Below are 19,744 nucleotides of genomic sequence, written 5' to 3'. Positions count from 1 at the left end.
GGCGAGAGAATGGCAGGGTAACAGAACTTAATCGATTAAAACAAGGGTGCAAGCTCACTCGCAACGACCATTTCTGCAGGACACGATTGACCACCGCGCTATTGCGGAGAAGGAGGGATACAGACGATGGAGCTCTACAAGGACGCAAACGCGCCGATCGAGGAGCGCGTGGAGGACCTGCTCGGGCGCATGACGCTCGAGGAGAAGGTCGCCCAGCTCTGCGGCGACCTGCCGTTCAGCGTCGTGCATGCCGGCAAGGTCGACCGAGAAGCGCTGAAGGAGAGGTTCCCTGACGGGCACGGGCGGTTCACGCAGTACTCCCTGCTCGGTATCGCCGACCCCGAGGACATCGCGAACATCACCAACGAGATCCAGCACTACTTCGTGGAGGAGACGCGGCTGGGCATCCCGGTCGCGCTCCAGTCGGAGGACCTGTGCGGGTACCCTGCGGCGGGCGGCACGCTCTTCCCGTCGATGACGAACGTAGCGGCGACGTGGGAGCCCGAGCTCGCCAAGAACATGGCGGGCGTCATCGGGCAGGAGGCGCGCGCCGTCGGCATCAGCTCGTCCATGAGCCCGGTGATCGACGTCTCGCGCGATCCGCGCTGGGGCCGCACGTACGAGACGTTCGGCGAGGACACCTACCTGGTGACCCAGATGGGCGTGAACTACATCCAGGGTATGCAGGGCGAGCACAAGGAGGGCACGGCGTGCATCGCCAAGCACTTCCTCGGCTACTCCGAGACCCAGGGCGGCCTCAACTGCGCGGCTGCGCGCATCAACGACCGCGAGCTCTACGAGGTCTTCGCGACCCCGTTCGAGGCGGCGGCGAAGCTCGCCGACGTGTCCGGCGTCATGGCCAACTACGGCGAGATCGACGGCCAGAACGTCCTCGTGAACCCCAAGATCTCCAAGACGCTCTTGCGCGACGCCATGGGCTTCAAGGGCATGCTCACCTCCGATGGCGGCGGCGTGCAGCGCCTCTTCGGCTTCTATCATGTCGCGAACAGCTACGGGGAGGCTGCCTACCTCGCCAAGAAGGCCGGCTGCGACACCGAGATCCCCGTTGGCGCGGGCTTCCGCCAACTGCCCGAGTACGTCCGTGCCGGCAAGCTCGACGAGGCGTGCATCGACGAGTCGGTGCGCCGCATCCTTACGATCAAGTTCGCCTACGGCCTGTTCGAGCACCCCTATGTCGACGTCGACGGCGTGCGCGCCGCTCTGACGAACGCGGAAAAGCAGGGGCTCAGCCACCACATCGCCGAGCGTTCCGTCGTCCTGCTCAAGAACGACGGAGTCCTGCCGCTGCGCTCTGGTTCCAAGGTTGCGCTCATCGGCCCGCACGCCCAGAGCCTTAGGTATCCCGTGAGCGGCTATACCTATCCCGCGTACATCGAGATGGCCGAGGGCCTCATGGCGGGCGACGCCGGCACCTTCGGCGGTATCGGCGACGAGGCGGCTCAGAAGAAGCCCGCCGGTCCGTTCGACGCCATGTTCACCGCGGTCTCGCCCACGTCGCTCGCCAAGGTCTCCAACATGAACGAGGTCCTGCGCGGCATGGGCGCGACGACGCTCGCCGAGGAGCTCGAACGCCGTTTCGATGTCACCTGCGTCGAGGGCTGCAAGATCGTGGATCCCGACACCTCGGGCTTCGACGACGCCGTCCAGGCGGCCGAGGGCGCCGATGTGGTCGTAATGGCGCTCGGCGGCAACTGCGGCTGGTTCAACGTGACCGGCGGCGAGGGCAAGGACCGCGCGAGCCTGGAGCTCCCGGGCGTGCAGGAGCAGCTGCTCGAGGCGGTCGCCGCCACGGGCAAGCCGGTCATCGTGGTGCTCTACGGTCCCGGGATCTTCTCGACCTCGTGGGCGGCGGAGCACACCGCGGCCATCCTCGAAGCGTGGATGCCCGGCCAGTACGCAGGCGACGTCGTCGCGCGCATCCTCGCGGGCGAGCTCAACCCCTCGGGCAAGCTCCCCGTCACCATCCCGCGCGAGACGGGCCAGATCCCCATCTACTACAACCATAAGACCGGAAGCGGCTACACGGACGGTGCCGATGCGGGGACCGCGGCGGCGATCTTCTCCGGTGGCTACACCAACTGCCCGGCAGACCCGCTCTTCCCCTTCGGCCACGGCCTGTCCTACACGACCTTCGAGGTCTCTGACCTCAAGATCGAGGACGCCGAGCTGCCGTGCGGCGGGACGCTCCGCGCGAGCTGCACCGTGAGGAACACGGGTGAGATGGCGGGTGCCGAGGTCGTGCAGCTCTACACGCGCTTCGACGGTGCGCACGTGACCCGTCCGAACAAGCAGCTTGCGGCCTTCAAGCGCGTCGAGCTCGCCCCGGGCGAGGAGAAGCGTGTCTCCTTCGAGGTCGAGCTCTCGCAGCTCGCCTACTACAACGAGGACATGCGCTTCGTGGTGGAGCCGGGTACCCTGCGCGTCATGGTGGGCACGAGCGCGCACGACCTACCGCTCGCCGGCCAGGCGGAGCTCGCGGGCGACGCCGTCGACGTCATGGGCAAGCGCTCCTACACCGCGACGGTGACCGTCGCCTAGCATCAGCGATCGCGCCCGGAGCGGGTAGCGGCCGCCCCGGGCTACCATACCGATGAGAAAGGACACGGATATGGCAACGACAACGATACCGAAAAACCGCGAGAAGGTCGGCTTTCTCGACTACATCTCCTATGCCGCGGGCGACTTCGGCTGCAACATGGCCTTCACGCTCGCCGGCTCGTACTTCACGATCTTCTTCACCCAGTACATGGGCATCAACTCGCTCGTCTTCGCGGGCATCATGGTGTTCCTGAAGATCTGGGACGCCGTGAACGACCCGCTCATCGGCGGCATCATGGACTCCACGCACCGCGACTTCAAGCGCGGCAAGTTCCGCACCTTCATGTTCTACGGCAGCTTCCTTCTGTTCATTTCCGGCCTGCTGTGCTTCCTGCCGGTGCCCGGTGCGCCCGATATGGCGAAGATCATCCTCTGCATCGTGGGCTACATGCTCTACGACTGCGCCTACACGCTCGTGAACGTACCGTACGGCTCGCTCCTTGCCGCCATCACGTCCGACCCGGGCAAGCGCACCACGCTCTCGTCCGCGCGCCAGGTGGGCTCCTTCCTCGCGACGCTCATCGCCGGCTCGCTGCTGCCCATCATCATCTATGACGCCAACAACGAGCTCATGGGCGAAAGGCTCTTCATCGCCGCGCTCGTGCTCGGTGCCATCGGCTTCGTCGTGATCCAGTTCTGCATCGCCACCACGGTGGAGCGCGTGCAGACCGCGCCCGCCGAGAAGCAGCAGAAGTTCAACTATCTCGCGGCGCTCAAGAACTTCATCCACAACCGCGCCGCCATCGGCGCCACCCTGCCCGCCGTCGCCATGTTCCTCGGCATGTTCGGCGTGTCGACCGCCGGCACCGTGATGTTCCAGTCGTACTTCCACAACGCCCAGGTCTCCGGCCTGCTGAACCTGTGCACGCAGGTCCCCATGTTCCTGTTCATCCCCTTCGTCGGCAAGATCGTGGCGCGTTGGGGCAAGAAGGAGAGCGCCGCCGCGGGCATTCTCGTGAGCATCGCCGCGAGCGCCATCATGCTTATCGCCCCCATCACGCCGGATGCCACGGGTATCGCGATCTTCTTCGTGCTCATGATCATCTACGGCGCCGGCCTCGGCATCTTCATGTGCACCATGTACGCGCTCATCGCCGACGCGATCGACTACAGCGAGTGGAAGAGCGGCCGCCGCGACGAGGGCACCACGTACTCGCTCTACGTCTTCTTCCGCAAGCTCACCAACGGCCTCGCCCCGTCGCTCGGCCTCGTGATCATGGTCTGGCTCGGGTACAACGAGGCGCTCGGCGCCGCCCAGCCCGTCGACGTCGCGCTCAACATGCGCTACATGGTCGCCGCCGGCTATCTGGTCGCCGCCCTGCTCGAGTACGTGTCGATCAAGTTCATCTACAACCTGGACAAGAAGACCATGGACGAGATGGAGGCGGATCTCGCCAAGAAGCACATGGAGGCGTAGCGCCGATCCATCGTCCCTCCTTGTACCTCCCCTGCGGGGGCACGCACTCCGCTGCCGCAGGGGCCTCATAGCCCTACAGCCGCTGCCGCCGGAACCTCTCTCCCCGAATCGCGCAGCTGTTGCAAGGAGCCGTGCGACAAGTCACGCGGTGGCACGGCGGATACCGACGGCACGGCCCCGACGGGACTCCCGGGGCCGTGTCGTTTTGCGTCGCGTTGGGGTACAAGCGGGGAGAGGGCGCCTGCGGGTGCCGGTTTTCGCATGCCGAGGGGAGCGTGGTCGCATGGCTGCATTCGATGAGGTAGAGGGCAAGCTGGGCTTCGGGCTCATGCGTCTGCCGCTAGCGGGCGAGGGCGAGGGGGCGCCGGTCGATGTCGAGCGCGTGAAGGGCATGGTCGACGCCTTCATGGCCCGCGGCTTCACCTATTTCGACACGGCCTACGTCTACCATGACGGGGCCTCGGAGCGCATCGCCAAGGAGGCGCTGGTCGACCACTACCCGCGCGACAGCTTCACGCTCGCCACCAAGATGCCGGGCTGGCTGCTCAAGGAGCCGGGCGATGTGGAGCGCATCTTCGCCGAGCAGCTCGAGCGCACGGGCGCGGGGTACTTCGACTACTACCTCATGCACAACGTCGCCGGCGACCAGATCAAGATGTACGAGGACTTCGGCTGCTGGGAGTGGGCGCGCCGCATGAAGGACGAGGGCCTCATCCGCCACCTGGGCTTCTCGTGCCACGATACCGCCGACGTGCTTGATCGGCTGCTTACCGAGCACCCCGAGGCGGAGTTCGTGCAGCTGCAGCTCAACTACCTCGACTGGGAGCACGAGGCGGTGCAGGCGCGGGCATGCTACGAGACGGCCGAGCGCCACGGCGTGCCCGTGGTGGTGATGGAGCCCGTCAAGGGCGGCACGCTCGCCAAGCTGCCGGATGACGCGGCAGCCCTCCTTGCCGAGGCGGACCCCGCGGCCACGCAGGCGTCGTGGGCGCTGCGCTTCGCGGCGTCGCTGCCCAATGTGAAGGTCGTGCTCTCGGGCATGTCCGACGAGGCGCAGATGGCCGAGAACCTCGACCTTCTGGACCCCGCCGGATTCAAGTCGCTCGACGACACTGACCGCGCGCTGCTCGTCCGGGTCGCCGAGGTCTTCACCTCGGTCGAGACCGTGGGGTGCACCGCCTGCCGCTACTGCACGCCCGGCTGCCCCCAGGGCATCGACATCCCCGCCATCATCGCCGCGCTCAACACCCAGCGCCGCTACCAGGACGGCCGCTCCGATATCATGTACACGCACGCGCTCGACGCGGGCTCGGCCCGGGCGTCCGCGTGCATCGCGTGCGGCCAGTGCGAGGCCGCCTGCCCGCAGCATCTGCCCATCATCGAGGTGCTCCGCGATGCCGCGGGGCTGTTCGACAAGGAAGGGAACTAGCCATGAAGGTCCTCATCGCATCGGATATCCACGGGTCGGCGTACTGGGCGGGGCGTCTCGCGGACGCCATCGACCGCGAGCAGCCCGACCGCATCGTGCTGCTGGGTGACGTGCTCTACCACGGCCCGCGCAACGACCTGCCGCGCGACTACGATCCCAAGCGCGTGATCCCGCTGGTGAACGGGCTTGCCGAGACGGGTAGGCTCATCGCCGTGCGCGGCAACTGCGAGGCGGAGGTCGACCAGATGGTGCTCGACTTCCCGTGCATGGCCGACTACGCCGTGCTTATGGACGAGGGCGGCCGCGCGCTCTTCCTCACGCACGGGCACATCTTCGGCGCCGGCTTCCACAACAGCGTCGACAACCTGCCCCCGCTCGCGGAGGGGTCGGCGATCGTCTACGGGCACACGCACGTCAAGGTGAACGAGGCGGTCCCGGGTCATCCGGGGATCTGGGCGTTCAACCCCGGCAGCGCGAGCATCCCCAAGGACGGGACGCACAGCTACGGCATCTACGAGAGCGGCCTGCCGCTCGCCGAGGCGTTCCGCCACGTCGTGCTCGAGGAGGCGTAGGCGATGGCCGACGTTTCCGGGATGCGCGCCGGGGAGGGCACGGAGCCGGCGCGCGACCGCTCGACCCGCCCCGACGCGCGCGACGCCTTCGACCGCCTCACCGAGACGATCTGGCGGCTGCGCCAGCCCGACGGCTGCCCGTGGGACCGCGTGCAGACGCATGGGTCCATCGCGAAGAACATGCTCGAGGAGGCCTACGAGGCGGTCGAGTGCATCGAGGCGGGGGAGAGCGCGCATCTGCGCGAGGAGCTCGGCGACGTGCTCATGCAGGTCATGCTCCATGCCCAGATCGCCGCGGACGCGGGCGAGTTCACGATCGCCGATGTGGTGAGCGACCTCGACGAGAAGCTCATCCGCCGGCACCCTCATGTGTTCGGCGACGTCACGGGCGCCAAGGACGCCGCCCAGGTGCTCGACATCTGGGACCAGGTGAAGCGCGCCGAGCGCGAGGGGCGCGCGTCAGCGGACGGCGAGGGCGCCGCTGCCGCTCCCGAGCGCCCCGCGGGCCTGCTCGATTCCGTCCCGCATTCGCTTCCCGCGCTCATGCAGGCCGAGAAAGTCTCCAAGCGCGCCGCGAAAGCCGGGTTCGAGTGGGAGACCGTCGACGATATCTGGCGCCAGGTCGCCGAGGAGCGCGCCGAGTTCGAGGCGGAGGCCCCGGGCAGCCCGGAGCGCGAGCTCGAGTTCGGTGACCTGCTCTTCGCGCTCGTGAACGTCGCGCGCCGGGAGGGGATCGACGCCGAGAGCGCGCTCCGGGCGAGCACGCGCAAGTTCCGCGCCCGCTGGAGCGCGATGGAGGAGCTGGCCCATCGGGCAGGCCGCGCTGTCGAGGACCTGTCGACCGAGGAGCTCAACCGCCTCTGGAACGAGGTCAAGGCAGGGGAGTAGGGCATGCGGGCCCGATGTCCGGATGCGTGGGATGCCGTACGTTCGCCGCGGCATTCCTACCGTTCGCCAGTAAAATACATACACGTATGTATTTAATCCTAGGTTCGACTATAGTACAAACTACCAGAAGTCATCGGCGATCGCGATCGGCACGGGCTATCGCTCTTCGCGGCAACGAGGGCCTGGTCGGAGCCGTTCGCGACGAGAGGAGGGGAGATGGCACGGCAGCACAATTCCGCGGAGACGCGCGAGCTCATCATCTCCTCGGCGATCGATACGTTTATCGAGAAAGGCTACAGCCACACGACCCTCGAGGATATCGTGAAGCGCGTGGGCCTCACGCGCGGCGCCTTCTATTGGAACTTCAACAGCAAGAAGGATATCCTCGAGGAGATCCTTCGCCGCTACGAGGCGTTCTATCGGGATATCTACACGAGCTACACGCACTACGACTCGGCGTATGAGACCCTCAAGAGCTTCCTTGAGGTCGACTTGGGAAAGAAGAACGCCGACAACCCCTATATCAAGATCGTGCTCTACAAGGTAGAGCTCAGCGATGGCCTCCCGGAGCTCACCGAGATCCAATCGAGGCTCGACCGCGACTTCACCGCGATTATCGAGGGCGAGATCCGCCGCGGGCAGGAGCGGGGGGAGTTCAGGACCGACATCAGCTCGCGTATGCTCACACTCTCGCTGTATATGACCCTGCTCGGGTTCGATAACTACAACGTTGCCGAGACGCCTCGGCCCGACGGCACGTTCTTCACCGAAGACGAAATCAAAATACTAGTCGATCTGCTGCTCCAGCGCCTGGTCTAGCCAAGTGTCCAGGCTGGGCGTTGCTCTTACCGAAAAACATACATACATGTATGTTTAGAAATATGAAAGGAGTGCTTATGTTGGAAGGGTCGTTTAAGGGGAGGCATTTCCTGCAGCTCGAGGACTTCACGCCCGAAGAGCTTCGCTACCTGCTGGATCTCTCTGCCCGCCTCAAGAAGGAGAAGCGCGAGCGCGTGAACCAGCAGAAGAACATCGGCCAGAACATGCTGATGCTGTTCGAGATGGAATCGACCCGCACCCGCTGCTCGTTCGAGACTTCTGCCCAGGACTTGGGAATGGGCACCACCTACCTGTCCAACTCGCATTTCGGGGCCAAGGAGACCATCAAGGACTCCATGCGCGTCTTCTCGGAGATGTACGACGTGATCGCCTATCGGGGCAAGGAGCATGAGCAGCTCGTCCAGATGGCGGCGGAGTCCGACATCCCCATCATCAACGGCTACACGATGCATGAGCATCCGACCCAGATGCTCGCCGACTTCATGACCCTCGACGAGGTGTTCGGCCGCGAGGGCTATCGCGGTAAGACGTTCACCTATATCGGCCGCGGCGGGGCGTGCTGCGCGTATTCCTATGCCGTCGCGTGCGCGATGCTCGGCATGAACTTCCGCTTCATCACCTCCTACATGACCCTCGACGAGGCCGTCTCCAAGCTCACCCCGGAGGAGCAGGAGCTCTTCCGCCGCGAGGTGCCCGCCGGCTCGACGATCGACGGTTGGTCGGGCGCGCTGCCCGACGAGCAGAAGCAGGTCATCCAGGACCTCTATGCGAAGTACAACCCGGACTGCTCGTTCCTCGAGACCGAGGATGTCGACGCCATCGAGGGGACGGATGTCGTCTCCACTGAGAACTGGGGCTTTTTCACCAACAGCGCCATCACGTGGCTGCCCGGCATCATCAAGTACCGGCCCTACCAGGTCAACCGCGAGCTCATGGAGCGGACCGGCAACCCGAACGCCATCTTCATCCATATGCTTCCCGCCACCCATAACGATGGGCACAGCGCGGCGCGCAACCTCATCGCCCAGATCGACGATCCCGAGTTTCGGGCGTATCTCGCGAAGGGATTCGAGGTCACCGATGAGGTGTTCGAGCAGAACGCGCGCTACATCTTCCAGGAGGCCGGCAACCGCCAGCACACCATCAAGGCCGTGACGTACGCGGTCATGGGCGATGACGTCGAGTAGGCGCCAAGTGGGCCACTGATAGGAGGTCAATATGTTTGCCGTAAGCCTTATCCCCATCGTCGTCGCCTTCGTGGCGATCATGGTGTCCAAGCGCGCGTTCGAATCGTGCATCCTGGGCATCGTGACGGCGATCGTGATCTACTCGGCCCAGACGGGCGACTGGAACATCCCCGTCTTGTTCTACAACTTCCTCGCCGAGACCTCGAGCGACCCGGGCAACATGTGGGTCATCATCTTCACGCTCGCCATCGGCGCGGTCACGCAAATCCTCTTCGATGCGGGCGCGACCGGAGCCTTCACCGATTGGGTGACCGCGCGGTTCGCGAACAACGAGAAGAAGTCGATCATCTCGATCATCATCCTCGGCATCGTGGTGTATGCGGACGAGTTCCTGAAGGCCGCCGTGCTCGATTCGTACGGCAAGACCATCGGGCGCAAGAACAAGATCCCCGTCGAGACCGTCGGCATGCTCATCGTCGCGCTGTGCATTCCGCTGGTCACCTGGACGCCCATGGCGACCTGGTCGGTCTATTTCGTGCAGCTCATGGAGTCCTCCGGCTTCACGCAGAACGGGACGTGGGATTTCATAACCCAGGTCATGCCCCTGCTCGTGTTCCCGATTATCCTGCTCGTGGTCGTGGTCCTCTTCGCGCTCGGCATCATCCCCGCGTTCGGTTCCATCAAGGGCGCCATCGCCAAGAAGAGTGACGGCACGTATGACTTCGGCTGCTACGGCGAGGAGACCGCCGGTGCCGGCTCAGCGAGCAAGGCCCGTCCGATGGACTTCATCATCCCGCTCATCGTGCTCCTCGCGGTCGGCATCTACCTCAACGGAGACTTCGCGATGGGGTGCCTCGTGGTCATCGTGTTCGAGGGCGTCTGGTTCATGGCGCGCCGCATCATGAGCTTCGGCGAGTTCATGGACAGCTTCTGGAAGGGCATGTTCGGGACGTTCAAGCCCACGGTGTACCTCATGGTCGGCTTCACGTTCACCACGATCTTGAAGCTCATCGGCTTCCCCGAGCTCATCCAGGCCATCGCCGGCATCCTGGTTCCCGGCGCGGTGCTCGCGTTCTTCTTCATCGCGGCGACCGCCATCGGCACCCTTACGGGCATGTTCTGGCCTGCCACCTCGCTGTTCATGGCGGCATGCCTGCCCGTGACCGATGCACTCGGCATCAGCCCGTTCGTGCTCTCGGCCGTGCTCTTCTCGGCCGCGACCTTCGGCACGGTGCTGTCGCCGCGCGGCGCGCTGGTGATGTTCATCGGCGAGGAGCTCGGCACGAACGCCGTGGACCTCACCAAGAGCGCGCGCCCCTATGCGCTCATCGCGGGCGCCATCACGCTCGTCTTCTACCTGGCGCTCGGCTTCGTCGTCGCCTGATCGACGAGCTGGCGGGCATCCGTAACGTCATTTGAACTTGGAGGACATCATGGAAGCAAATACCTATCGCTATGCCGGCGAGTTCGAGCCGCAGGAAACCGTCATCGTCGGCTGGCCGCGCATCATCGAGCCGGTCAAGGGCATGTACACCGAGGCCGTCATGCACCAGGTCGTCAAAGCCCTGCTCGGCCATGTGGACAACCTGGTCATCAATTGCGGTTGGCCGGGAACCTATGACCGCTGCCGTGAGATCCTGACCGAAGGCGGGATCGACCTCGATCAGGTCACCATCACCCAGATCCCGGACATGATGCACTGGATGCGCGATTACGGCCCGGACATCATCAAGAACGAGGAGGGCGAGAAGCGCCTGGTCCATTTCCGTTTCGACATGTACGGCATGGGCGAGGAGGACAGCGACATGTCGCTCCTCTGCAAGAAGTTCGCCCCGCATGCTGCGGTAGAGCTGGGCTGCTACGACATCGTCGAGTCCTGCCTCATCTCCGAGGGCGGTGACAAGGAGTTCAACGGCGCCGGCGTGATGATGGCCATCGAGGAGACGGAGGTCGCGAAGCGTAACGGCTCCATGACCAAGGAAGAGGTCGAGGAGGAGTTCAAGCGTGTCTTCAACCTCGAGAAGATCATCTGGCTCCCGCAGTGCCATTACGAGGAGGAGCCCTCGACGCTCGGCGTGCTCGACTACATCGACGGCAAGCCGGTGTATCGCTCCGGGTCCGCGAACGGGCATATCGATGAGCTCGCGCGCTTCGTGGACAAGAACACGGTCCTGCTTCTCGAGGTGAGCGACGAGGAGGCGGCCGAGCTCGAGAGCGCCCGCATCACTAAGGAGCGCTGCGACGCCGCGTACGAGGTACTCAAGAACGAGACGGATGCTGAGGGGAACCCCATCAAGATCATCCGCATCCCCGCCCCCGTTCCCGAGTATGTGGTGACCACGCCCGAGGACTGGACGAACCGCACGTGGGGCAAGCGATTCGCCGAGAACGAGGAGCCCCTCCTCGATGACGGCACGCCGATGCCGGAAGGCGAGATCGTCATGATGCCCGCCATGAGCTACATCAACTATCTCGTGTGCAACGACGTCGTGGTGGCGCAGAGCTACTGGGCCCCCGGAAAGCCCGATGCGATCCGTCAGCGTGACGAGGAGGCCATGGCGGTGCTGCGCGAGGCCTACCCCGACCGTACCGTGGTCCCCATCAACTCCATGGCGCTCAACATCCGCGGTGGCGGCATCCACTGCGCTACGAAGAACATCCAGAAATAGCGCCGGCAACACGTAGGCGGGCGGCGCGGTGCGTCGCCCGCCTCAGGGTGGCGACTCCCCAGAAAGGATGGTTGCAATGGGCAAATCCGCTGCACCTGCCGCGAGCGAATCCCGCCAAGGGGGCTTGGGCTTTTGGACGCTTGTGCTTACCATCTTCGGATCGATGATCGGGTCGGGTGTGTACGACATCTCCTACCAGCTCGGCACGGTCGCGTCCCCGGGTGCCGCAATCATCGCCTTCGCCATCTGCTATGTGGGGACGCTCGTATCCGCTTTCAGTTTGAAGAACCTGCTCGAGCGCGATCCCGAGGGCGACGGCCTGTTCTGCTACGCCCGTCGCGCGCTCGGCGGCTTCGCGGAGTACATGAGCGCATGGGGCTACTGGATCAGCGGCTGGGTCGGGAACGTGTCGTTCGCCGCCATGATGATGATCGCCCTGGGCACGTTCTTCCCCGAGGTGTTCGGCGACACCGGTACGAACTGGCCTTCCATCATCGTTGCGAGCATCGTGATGTGGACGCTTTACGCGCTGGTGAGCCGGGGCGTTGAGAAGAGCGTGCGCGTCAACACGGTCATCACCATCATAAAGATCGTGCCGCTGCTCCTGTTCATCGTCCTTGCCGTCACGTGCTTCAACTTCGGCGTCTTCACGACGGGGTTCTGGACGAACTACGCCGGCAACATGGCCGCGGCGGAAGGCGGTTTCGATATTCGCTCCGTGGCATCCCAGGTCAACAACTCCATGCTTTCCCTGATCTGGGTCTTCATCGGGGTCGAGAGCGTCGCTCTGCTCTCGCGCCATGCGGTGAACCGCAAGGTCGCGGGCAGCGCTACGGTCGTGGGCCTCACGCTCATGACGCTCATGAAGTTCCTCATCGCCGTGCTGCCCTACGGCATCATGCCGGCCGAGGAGTTTGTCGCGCTGGGCCAGCCGTCGGTCGGGCAGCTCTACGTTCACTTCATAGGGCCGATCGGCGCCTCGTTCGTGCAGGCGGCCCTCATCATCTCGATATTCGGCTGCTGGATCGCCTACACCCTCATGCCGACGGAGTCCATAACCTATCTTGCCGACCAGCACTCGCTGCCCGAGATCTTCGCGAGGAAGAACAAGCACGGTGTCGCGACGTTCTCGCTGTTCATCACCGTGCTCCTCTGCCAGCTGCTCTACATCTCGATGCACTTCACCAGCGATGCGTATGAGTTTGGTTACCGTCTGAGCTCGTCTGCCATCCTGATCGTGTGGGTGTTCATCAACCTGTATCAGATCAGGTACACTCTCGACCATCCCGAGGCGCCTGGACGGACCAGGAATCTGGTCTTGGGGATTGTGGGCCTCGCATACTACCTGTTCGCCATGTTCGTCTCCGGCTTCTCCTACATCATGCTCTGCAGCATCCTGTGGGTGGTCGGCATCCCGTTCTACTACAGGGCGCATAGGAGCGCAGGCGAGACCCGCGTGTTCTCGGGTGTGGACCGCCTGCTGGTCGCCGCGGTTTGCGCCATGGCGGCAGGTGGGGTCGTACTGCTCATGACCGGAATCGCGTAGCTATCGAGGGCCTCTCGGCACCTCCCCTTTACCCGGAAGGGGCGCTTGACCGACATGGAGCGCCTCCGAGGCCTGAGCCCGGATCCGGTCGGAGAAAGTCGCGGGTTAGTGACGAGGGAAAATGGGCATACTCTCAAAAGTTTACGGAGGCTAATCGTTCGGGTTCCGGAGCAAAGGTCTGCCTCTGCCCGCGTTCCGAGCCCGGCGACTGCCGCGATCCGAAAGAGAGGTATCCCCATGAGCGAGATTCTGGATGTCTACGGCCGCGAGGTGCTCGACTCGCGCGGCAACCCGACGGTCGAGGTCGAGGTCGTGCTCGACGACGGCTCGTTCGGCCGCGCCATGGTGCCCTCGGGCGCCTCGACCGGCGCGTTCGAGGCGGTCGAGCTGCGTGACGGCGACAAGGAGCGCTATCTGGGCAAGGGCGTCACCAAGGCCGTCGACCACGTGAACAAGGAGTGCGCGGACGCCGTGATCGGCATGGACGCCTTCGACCAGCGCGCCGTGGACGCGCACCTCATGGCGGCCGACGGCACCTCCAACAAGGGCAACCTCGGCGCGAACGCCATCCTGGGCGTCTCGCTCGCCGTCGCCCGCGCCGCCGCGCAGTCCGCGGGGCTCGAGCTCTACAGCTATCTGGGCGGCGTCAACGGTCACACGCTCCCCACCCCGATGATGAACATCCTGAACGGCGGCGTGCACGCCGACAACAACGTCGACTTCCAGGAGTTCATGATCATGCCCGTCGGCGCTCCGAACTTCGCCGAGGGCCTGCGCTGGTGCGCCGAGGTCTACCATACGCTCAAGGCCGTCCTCAAGGAGTCCGGCCACGCGACGGGCGTGGGCGACGAGGGCGGTTTCGCCCCCGACCTGGCCAACAACGAGGAGCCGCTCCAGTACATCGTGCGCGCCATCGAGGCCGCCGGCTACAAGCCGGGTGAGGACTTCATGATCGCCATGGATCCCGCCACGACCGAGTGCTACGACGCCGAGCGCGGCGTGTACGTGCTCAAGGGCGAGGGCCGCGAGCTCACCACGGACGAGATGATCGACTACTGGGCCGCGCTCGTCGAGAAGTACCCCATCATCTCGATCGAGGACGGCCTGGCCGAGGAGGACTGGGACGGCTGGGTGAAGCTCACCGAGCGCCTGGGCAAGAAGGTCCAGCTCGTCGGCGACGACCTGTTCGTCACCAACACCGAGCGCCTGAAGAAGGGCATCGAGCTCGGCGCCGCGAACGCCATCCTCGTCAAGGTGAACCAGATCGGCACGCTCACCGAGAGCCTCGAGGCCATCGAGATGGCCAAGCGCGCCGGCTACGCGTGCATCGTCTCGCATCGCTCCGGCGAGACCGAGGACTCCACGATCGCCGACCTCGCGGTGGCCACGAACGCCGGCCAGATCAAGACCGGCGCGCCCTGCCGCAGCGACCGCATCGCGAAGTACAACCAGCTGCTCCGCATCGAGGACGGGCTGTACACCTCTGCCGAGTACGCCGGCCGCGACGCGTTCTACAACCTGCGCTAACGGCTCCGCTCGGAGCCGGTTGTGCGCAAGCGGTGCATCTTTGGGTGGGCGGTGACCCTTCAGGGCGCCGCCCGCCTTGCGCTTGGTATAAGATAGGGCTGCGCATAACCACACCTCAATCGTACAAGGCGCTTATGGGAACCTATCGAGACAACCGGACCTCTCGCGGGCGCGCGGGCGAGCGCGCCGGCTCCGCCGCCGCGACGGGCGACCTTTCCGCCGCCGCGTCGAGGCTGGGCGCGGGCGGCGCGCGCCGGGCGGGTGCCGCCGGGCGCGGCGCGTCGGGCGCGAAGCGAGGCACCGCGGCCAAATCTTCCGCCAAGCGCTCCTCGTTCATGAGGTACGCGGCGGACAACCGCGTCGTCCAGTTCATCTACTCGCTCACCACCGGCTCCACGAAGCCCATCTTCTATGCCGCGGTCGCGGCGGTCGTGCTGGTGAGCATCTACTTCCCGGTGCGCGACCTCTATGCCGCCTACCGTACGGGCATGGTGCTCGACCAGCAGCTCGAGATCCGCAACGAGTACAACGAGCGGCTCGAGTCCCATGTCGACGGCCTGCTCTCGACCGAGGGCATCGAGCGCGCGGCGCGCGAGGACCTGGGGCTCGTCATGCCGGGCGAGCGCGTCATCGATGTCGTGGGGCTCGAGGACGATGCGGCGCCGAACGCAGCCGAGGGCTCTGCGGACACGTCGGACGCCCCGGCGGAGGATGCCGCCGCGGGCGATGACGCCGCGGACACGGACGCGGATGCGGAGGGCCAGGCGGCGCAGGACGCCGATGCCGCAGAGGACGCCGCCCCCGCGGAGCAGCCTGCCGAGGATGGCGAGGACGAGCCGATGACCTCGGCCGATGTCGAGGCTGCCGAGCAGGCGGTGGTCGAGGACGCGCCGTGGTACATCAGGATGCTCGATGCGCTCTTCTTCTACCAGGGTGCCGAAGGGCAGTCGGTCGCCTCGACCGGCGAATAGGCGAGAGGACCGCATGATGGCCGATTCCGTTGGCGCAGCCGGGCGCGGCATCCCGATCGCGGCCATCGACCTGGGGACGGTGTCGTCGCGCCTCTCCCTCGCCGAGGTCGAGGGGGACCGCGTCGTCGCCGTCCGCAAGCACACCGTCATCACCGACCTGGGCGAGGGGGTCGACGCGACGGGGCTCTTGAGTCCCGGTGCGATCGAGCGCGTAGCCGCCGCCTGCGAGGGGTTCGCGGAGGAGATCCGCGCGTTCGGCGCGGTCGCGGTGTGCACGACCCTCACGAGTGCCGCGCGCGATGCGGCGAACGGCGAGGTCCTGCTCGGGCGGTTGCGCGGCATCGGCCTCGTGCCGCAGGTCATCCCGGGTGAGGTGGAGGCGCGCCTGACGTTTCTCGGCGTGGCGCGCGACCTTCCCGGCGAGCATATCGCCGTCGTCGACTCGGGCGGCGGCTCGACCGAGGTCGCGGTCGGATGCTATGACGCCGCGGCGGGCCTGCTCAAGCTCGAGCGCACGCGCTCGCTCGATATCGGGTGCCGCCGCGTCACCGAGCGCTTCCTGCACGGCGACCCGCCCTCGGCAGACGACATCGCCCGCGCGGCCGCCTGGGCCTACGACCAGTTCGCGCCCGTGTGGGGCTCGCTCGCCCAGAGCGGCGCCAAGCTCCTCGCGGTGGGCGGTACGGTGACCACGCTCGTCGCGATGGCGAACGGGCTTCAGGTCTACGACCCCGCCTTCGTCCATCTCCACGAGCTCCGCGCGGCAGAGATCGACCGCTGCATCGAGCGGATGCGCGGCCTTCGTGTTGAGGAGATCAAGCAGCTTGAGGGGATCCAGCCCAAGCGGGCCCATGTGATCCTGGCGGGCGCCGTCATCGTGCGCGAGCTCATGCGCGCCGCGGGCTACGACCGGCTCACCGTGAGCGAGAACAGCATCCTCGCGGGGCTCGGCGCGACCGTCGCCGAGGTACTTGCGGGCACGCGGACCACGGTCGGCTGGGTGCCGGAGCTGTCGCGGTAGCAATCCGGCTGGCGTAAGGACTGGTAGGGGCGGTGGGACTCGAACCCACAATCCCGAAGGCGAGAGATTTTAAGTCTCCTGCGTATGCCAATTCCGCCACGCCCCCGTCCATGGGACAGTCTAGCAAACATCATTTTCTTAACGCGCGATTTTCTCTTTGGAAATTCAGCGGCGGGGAAGTAAACTAAACGGGTTCGCATCCCCGAAAGGAGACTTGTCCCATGAAGAAGATCGTTCTTGCGTGCGGTTCCGGTATCGCCACCTCGACCGCCGTGGCGCAGAAGGTGTCCACCCTGCTGAACGATAACGGTTACGAGGGCCAGTACGAGATCGTCCAGTGCGCGATCTCCGAGGCCAAGGAGACCTGCGCCGACGCCGACCTGCTGGTCGCCACGACCGTCGCGCCCGAGGGTCTCGCCTGCCCCTACGTGAGCGGCGTGCCGTTCCTCACGGGCGTGGGCCGTCCCGCCGCCGAGCAGGAGATCCTCGCCGTCATGGCGCAGTAGCCCCGCACCTGTCGCCAAGAATCGCGAGATTGGCACTTGCGCGACGGGCGATGCTAGGGTAAGATAACTGCGCTCTCGACGGAAGTCGAAGCTACGCGGGCGTGGCGGAATTGGCAGACGCGTATGGTTCAGGTCCATATGGGGGCAACCCCGTGAAGGTTCAAGTCCTTTCGCCCGCACCATAGCATGATAGGGCCCCGGTCTCGGGGCCTTTTTCATACCGGTCCCAGGAAGGCTCCACATGAACTGGTTCTACCTGCTCATCGTCATGCTCGTCGCGGCTGCGGTCATCTCGCTCGTGCTGTCGTTCCTCGGCGTGGTGATCGTCGGCGCGCTCCGTCTGATCCCGTTCGTCCTCATCGCGCTCGTGGTGCTCGTCGCCATGGGCAAGCTCAAGATCAGCATCCGCCGAGGGGACGACGCCGACGACGATCGCCGTTGGCTTCCCTAGGCCCTTGTGATACGATATCCCGGCAATCCGCGCATCGTCGTGTCGCGATAATGCCCGAGTGGCGGAATTGGCAGACGCAGCAGACTCAAAATCTGCCGCTGGCAACAGCGTGCGAGTTCGATCCTCGCCTCGGGCACCATTCCATGATGATGTCATGGACGCATGCGAAGTGTGGTAACATGCACTCCGCGTCGCGCAAGCGATGCCAAAGTGGGGCGCAAGCCCCCACCTTTCGGCGCTTCGGCAGCTGTCTGGTCATCACAACTGAACGTTCGGGAGGGCATCGCCGCTCCCGGTTTGAGGTTGATGAGCCCGGTCGCTGTTGAGGCACCGGGCTTTTCGTTACGAAGGAGGTACCGAAAATAGCTAAGCACGATGACACCCGCATCAATGACGAGATCACCGCGACCACGTGCCGCCTGATCGGTGTCGATGGCTCCCAGCTGGGCCTTTTCGGCATCCGCGATGCGCAGCGTGTCGCTGACGAGCAGGGTCTCGACCTGGTCGAGATCGCGCCGAACGCGAACCCGCCGGTCTGCAAGGTCATGGACTACGGTAAGTTCAAGTACCAGCAGGCGATGAAGGCCAAGCAGGCTCGTAAGAACCAGTCCAAGGTCGAGGTCAAGGAGATGAAGTTCCGGCCGAAGATCGACGTGGGCGATTACGAGACCAAGAAGGGGCATGTGCTGCGCTTCCTCAAGAAGGGCGCGCGCGTGAAGATCACGATCATGTTCCGCGGCCGCGAGATGGCGCATCCCGAGCAGGGTCTCAACGTGCTCGAGCGCCTCGCCGAGGACCTGAAGCCCTACGCCACCGTCGAGTCGCAGCCCAAGCTCGAGGGCCGCAACATGCTCATGCTGCTCGCCCCGATCAAGGGCGCCTTCGACGAGAAGCCCGAAAACGACGAGAGCAAGAACGACTAACGAAACGTCGTATAAGCGATTAAGGAGAAGAACATGCCCAAGATGAAGTCGCACAGCGGAACCAAGAAGCGCTTCCGTCTCACCGGTACCGGCAAGCTGGTCCGCGGCAAGGCCTACAAGAGCCACATCCTCACCAAGAAGACCACCAAGCGCAAGCGCGGCTTCCGCCAGGAGACCACCGTTTCCGCCGCTGACCGCAAGACCGTCGCTTCGCGCCTCGCGTAACGCGACCTCCCGCCGACCTTTAGATACCAAGACTAGGAGTTGATCAGATATGGCACGTGTGAAGCGCGCTCTCAACGCCCGTAAGCACCATCGCACCATCATGAAGCAGGCCAAGGGCTACTACGGCGCTGCCTCCCGTACGTACAAGCACGCCAAGGAGCAGGTCCAGCACTCGCTCCAGTACCAGTATCGCGATCGCCGCAACAAGAAGCGCGAGATCCGCAGCCTCTGGATCACCCGCATCAACGCCGCCGCCCGCATGAACGACATCTCCTACTCCCAGTTCATGCACGGCCTGAAGCTCGCCGGCATCGAGCTCGACCGCAAGGTGCTCTCCCAGATGGCCTACGAGGACATCGAGAGCTTCAACGAGCTCGCCGCCATCGCCAAGAAGGCGCTCGAGGCCTAAGGCTCCGCTCAGCGTATCGTCGGCGCCCCCGTGGGGCGGCCGATTCAAAAGGCACCGGGATCCGGTGCCTTTTTTATTGCAGCGGCACGCAGCCGCAAAAGAGGGCTGATCAGGGCGGAACGCCTCCCGGAACCGGCGACCTTCATATCGAGGGCCCTGAAGCGGCCGAAAGAAGAAGGCCTCGCGTCTCTTGGCGGTGGGTGAGTGGGGCGTTACTCGTCTGCCGCAAGGGCAAAGCCGCGAAAAGTGCAGCTCATCGCAGATCGGTCTCATAGAGATATAAGAGGGCGAAGCGAAGAGCCACCGCCAAGACGATCGAACATATATAGAGAGACGTTCGAGCGGAGGAAAAGCCCAAAGAAGAGGATATGTGACGGAAATGTGAAGGCATCAATCGACACTTGCAGCCCTCAGGATTTCTGGCAATATATCTCCTTGCCGCGCGGCGCCGAGCCGCGCAGGCGGGTACCTTGGGAACCGGATACCGCGAGGCGGGAGAGGGAGAATGCGCGGGAGCGCGCCCTCCTCGCCAGGGAAGAGACGA

The 19,744-nt window shown here is 64.9% G+C and carries 18 protein-coding genes and 3 tRNA genes; 20 read left to right on the top strand and 1 reads right to left on the bottom strand.

What is annotated here, in order from left to right; all coding sequences use genetic code 11:
• Nucleotides 1–126: 126 nt before the first annotated feature.
• The 13 genes from FS885_RS04105 to FS885_RS04045 all read left to right on the top strand — a co-directional run bounded on the left by FS885_RS04105 (nucleotide 127) and on the right by FS885_RS04045 (nucleotide 16,686).
• Nucleotides 127–2,559, top strand: coding sequence for a glycoside hydrolase family 3 N-terminal domain-containing protein (locus FS885_RS04105; RefSeq protein WP_144743733.1), 2,433 nt, complete (start codon nucleotides 127–129; stop codon nucleotides 2,557–2,559).
• A 70-nt stretch (nucleotides 2,560–2,629) separates the two neighbouring features.
• Nucleotides 2,630–4,036, top strand: a complete 1,407-nt coding sequence (locus tag FS885_RS04100; protein ID WP_144743732.1) for an MFS transporter — start codon at nucleotides 2,630–2,632, stop codon at nucleotides 4,034–4,036.
• 283 nt (nucleotides 4,037–4,319) lie between these two features.
• On the top strand, nucleotides 4,320–5,465 hold the full coding sequence (locus FS885_RS04095; protein ID WP_144743731.1) for an aldo/keto reductase: 1,146 nt from the start codon (nucleotides 4,320–4,322) through the stop codon (nucleotides 5,463–5,465).
• A gap of 2 nt (nucleotides 5,466–5,467) precedes the next feature.
• Nucleotides 5,468–6,037 carry a phosphodiesterase gene (yfcE, locus tag FS885_RS04090; RefSeq protein WP_144743730.1) on the top strand — a complete coding sequence of 190 codons (570 nt, stop codon included), beginning with the start codon at nucleotides 5,468–5,470 and terminating at the stop codon, nucleotides 6,035–6,037.
• Between the two features lie 3 nt (nucleotides 6,038–6,040).
• A complete protein-coding gene (mazG, locus tag FS885_RS04085) occupies nucleotides 6,041–6,925 on the top strand; it encodes a nucleoside triphosphate pyrophosphohydrolase (RefSeq protein ID WP_246060769.1) in 885 nt (294 codons plus the stop codon).
• A 216-nt stretch (nucleotides 6,926–7,141) separates the two neighbouring features.
• Nucleotides 7,142–7,744, top strand: a complete 603-nt coding sequence (locus tag FS885_RS04080; RefSeq protein WP_144743729.1) for a TetR/AcrR family transcriptional regulator — start codon at nucleotides 7,142–7,144, stop codon at nucleotides 7,742–7,744.
• Nucleotides 7,745–7,821: 77 nt separating this feature from the next.
• A complete protein-coding gene (locus tag FS885_RS04075) occupies nucleotides 7,822–8,952 on the top strand; it encodes a Rossmann-fold NAD(P)-binding domain-containing protein (protein WP_222419876.1) in 1,131 nt (376 codons plus the stop codon).
• Nucleotides 8,953–8,983: 31 nt separating this feature from the next.
• Nucleotides 8,984–10,336 carry a Na+/H+ antiporter NhaC family protein gene (locus FS885_RS04070; protein ID WP_144743728.1) on the top strand — a complete coding sequence of 451 codons (1,353 nt, stop codon included), beginning with the start codon at nucleotides 8,984–8,986 and terminating at the stop codon, nucleotides 10,334–10,336.
• A gap of 49 nt (nucleotides 10,337–10,385) precedes the next feature.
• Nucleotides 10,386–11,621 carry an agmatine deiminase family protein gene (locus FS885_RS04065; RefSeq protein ID WP_144743727.1) on the top strand — a complete coding sequence of 412 codons (1,236 nt, stop codon included), beginning with the start codon at nucleotides 10,386–10,388 and terminating at the stop codon, nucleotides 11,619–11,621.
• A gap of 67 nt (nucleotides 11,622–11,688) precedes the next feature.
• Nucleotides 11,689–13,167 (top strand): amino acid permease, encoded by a 1,479-nt coding sequence (locus FS885_RS04060; protein ID WP_342777732.1) that lies wholly within the window; start codon nucleotides 11,689–11,691, stop codon nucleotides 13,165–13,167.
• A gap of 237 nt (nucleotides 13,168–13,404) precedes the next feature.
• Nucleotides 13,405–14,694: a phosphopyruvate hydratase gene (gene eno / locus FS885_RS04055; RefSeq protein WP_144743725.1), complete on the top strand. Its 1,290-nt coding sequence runs from the start codon at nucleotides 13,405–13,407 to the stop codon at nucleotides 14,692–14,694.
• Between the two features lie 134 nt (nucleotides 14,695–14,828).
• Nucleotides 14,829–15,665 carry an FtsB family cell division protein gene (locus tag FS885_RS04050; RefSeq protein WP_246060766.1) on the top strand — a complete coding sequence of 279 codons (837 nt, stop codon included), beginning with the start codon at nucleotides 14,829–14,831 and terminating at the stop codon, nucleotides 15,663–15,665.
• Between the two features lie 16 nt (nucleotides 15,666–15,681).
• Nucleotides 15,682–16,686, top strand: a complete 1,005-nt coding sequence (locus FS885_RS04045; protein WP_144743724.1) for a Ppx/GppA phosphatase family protein — start codon at nucleotides 15,682–15,684, stop codon at nucleotides 16,684–16,686.
• 21 nt (nucleotides 16,687–16,707) lie between these two features.
• On the opposite strand, the gene FS885_RS04040 is transcribed toward FS885_RS04045, so the two are convergent.
• Nucleotides 16,708–16,792, bottom strand: a tRNA-Leu gene (locus FS885_RS04040).
• Between the two features lie 115 nt (nucleotides 16,793–16,907).
• Between FS885_RS04040 and FS885_RS04035 the strand changes: the two genes are divergently transcribed.
• The 7 genes from FS885_RS04035 (at nucleotide 16,908) to rplT (ending at nucleotide 19,200) form a co-directional block, all read left to right on the top strand.
• Nucleotides 16,908–17,192, top strand: coding sequence for a PTS sugar transporter subunit IIB (locus FS885_RS04035; protein WP_144743723.1), 285 nt, complete (start codon nucleotides 16,908–16,910; stop codon nucleotides 17,190–17,192).
• 95 nt (nucleotides 17,193–17,287) lie between these two features.
• A tRNA-Leu gene (locus FS885_RS04030) sits at nucleotides 17,288–17,374 on the top strand.
• 59 nt (nucleotides 17,375–17,433) lie between these two features.
• Nucleotides 17,434–17,643 carry a hypothetical protein gene (locus FS885_RS04025; protein WP_144743722.1) on the top strand — a complete coding sequence of 70 codons (210 nt, stop codon included), beginning with the start codon at nucleotides 17,434–17,436 and terminating at the stop codon, nucleotides 17,641–17,643.
• 52 nt (nucleotides 17,644–17,695) lie between these two features.
• Nucleotides 17,696–17,782, top strand: a tRNA-Leu gene (locus FS885_RS04020).
• Nucleotides 17,783–18,005: 223 nt separating this feature from the next.
• A complete protein-coding gene (infC, locus tag FS885_RS04015) occupies nucleotides 18,006–18,566 on the top strand; it encodes a translation initiation factor IF-3 (RefSeq protein WP_144743721.1) in 561 nt (186 codons plus the stop codon).
• 33 nt (nucleotides 18,567–18,599) lie between these two features.
• Nucleotides 18,600–18,791, top strand: coding sequence for a 50S ribosomal protein L35 (rpmI, locus tag FS885_RS04010; protein WP_144743720.1), 192 nt, complete (start codon nucleotides 18,600–18,602; stop codon nucleotides 18,789–18,791).
• A 49-nt stretch (nucleotides 18,792–18,840) separates the two neighbouring features.
• Nucleotides 18,841–19,200 (top strand): 50S ribosomal protein L20, encoded by a 360-nt coding sequence (rplT, locus tag FS885_RS04005; RefSeq protein WP_144743719.1) that lies wholly within the window; start codon nucleotides 18,841–18,843, stop codon nucleotides 19,198–19,200.
• Nucleotides 19,201–19,744 lie beyond the last annotated feature (544 nt).

This window comes from Enorma burkinafasonensis, assembly GCF_902150035.1.
In the GTDB taxonomy this organism is placed as follows: Bacteria; Actinomycetota; Coriobacteriia; order Coriobacteriales; family Coriobacteriaceae; genus Enorma; species Enorma burkinafasonensis.
The sequence above is the reverse complement of the archived record's forward strand: the minus strand, read 5'-3'. Positions and strand labels throughout refer to the sequence as shown.

What these genes read in the sequence shown, in the direction of transcription:
- FS885_RS04105 (WP_144743733.1), top strand. Translation starts at nt 127, where the DNA reads ATGGAGCTCTACAAGGACGCAAACGCGCCGATCGAGGAGCGCGTGGAG.
- FS885_RS04100 (WP_144743732.1), top strand. Translation starts at nt 2,630, where the DNA reads ATGGCAACGACAACGATACCGAAAAACCGCGAGAAGGTCGGCTTTCTC.
- FS885_RS04095 (WP_144743731.1), top strand. Translation starts at nt 4,320, where the DNA reads ATGGCTGCATTCGATGAGGTAGAGGGCAAGCTGGGCTTCGGGCTCATG.
- yfcE (WP_144743730.1), top strand. Translation starts at nt 5,468, where the DNA reads ATGAAGGTCCTCATCGCATCGGATATCCACGGGTCGGCGTACTGGGCG.
- mazG (WP_246060769.1), top strand. Translation starts at nt 6,041, where the DNA reads ATGGCCGACGTTTCCGGGATGCGCGCCGGGGAGGGCACGGAGCCGGCG.
- FS885_RS04080 (WP_144743729.1), top strand. Translation starts at nt 7,142, where the DNA reads ATGGCACGGCAGCACAATTCCGCGGAGACGCGCGAGCTCATCATCTCC.
- FS885_RS04075 (WP_222419876.1), top strand. Translation starts at nt 7,822, where the DNA reads ATGTTGGAAGGGTCGTTTAAGGGGAGGCATTTCCTGCAGCTCGAGGAC.
- FS885_RS04070 (WP_144743728.1), top strand. Translation starts at nt 8,984, where the DNA reads ATGTTTGCCGTAAGCCTTATCCCCATCGTCGTCGCCTTCGTGGCGATC.
- FS885_RS04065 (WP_144743727.1), top strand. Translation starts at nt 10,386, where the DNA reads ATGGAAGCAAATACCTATCGCTATGCCGGCGAGTTCGAGCCGCAGGAA.
- FS885_RS04060 (WP_342777732.1), top strand. Translation starts at nt 11,689, where the DNA reads ATGGTTGCAATGGGCAAATCCGCTGCACCTGCCGCGAGCGAATCCCGC.
- eno (WP_144743725.1), top strand. Translation starts at nt 13,405, where the DNA reads ATGAGCGAGATTCTGGATGTCTACGGCCGCGAGGTGCTCGACTCGCGC.
- FS885_RS04050 (WP_246060766.1), top strand. Translation starts at nt 14,829, where the DNA reads ATGGGAACCTATCGAGACAACCGGACCTCTCGCGGGCGCGCGGGCGAG.
- FS885_RS04045 (WP_144743724.1), top strand. Translation starts at nt 15,682, where the DNA reads ATGGCCGATTCCGTTGGCGCAGCCGGGCGCGGCATCCCGATCGCGGCC.
- FS885_RS04035 (WP_144743723.1), top strand. Translation starts at nt 16,908, where the DNA reads ATGAAGAAGATCGTTCTTGCGTGCGGTTCCGGTATCGCCACCTCGACC.
- FS885_RS04025 (WP_144743722.1), top strand. Translation starts at nt 17,434, where the DNA reads ATGAACTGGTTCTACCTGCTCATCGTCATGCTCGTCGCGGCTGCGGTC.
- rpmI (WP_144743720.1), top strand. Translation starts at nt 18,600, where the DNA reads ATGCCCAAGATGAAGTCGCACAGCGGAACCAAGAAGCGCTTCCGTCTC.
- rplT (WP_144743719.1), top strand. Translation starts at nt 18,841, where the DNA reads ATGGCACGTGTGAAGCGCGCTCTCAACGCCCGTAAGCACCATCGCACC.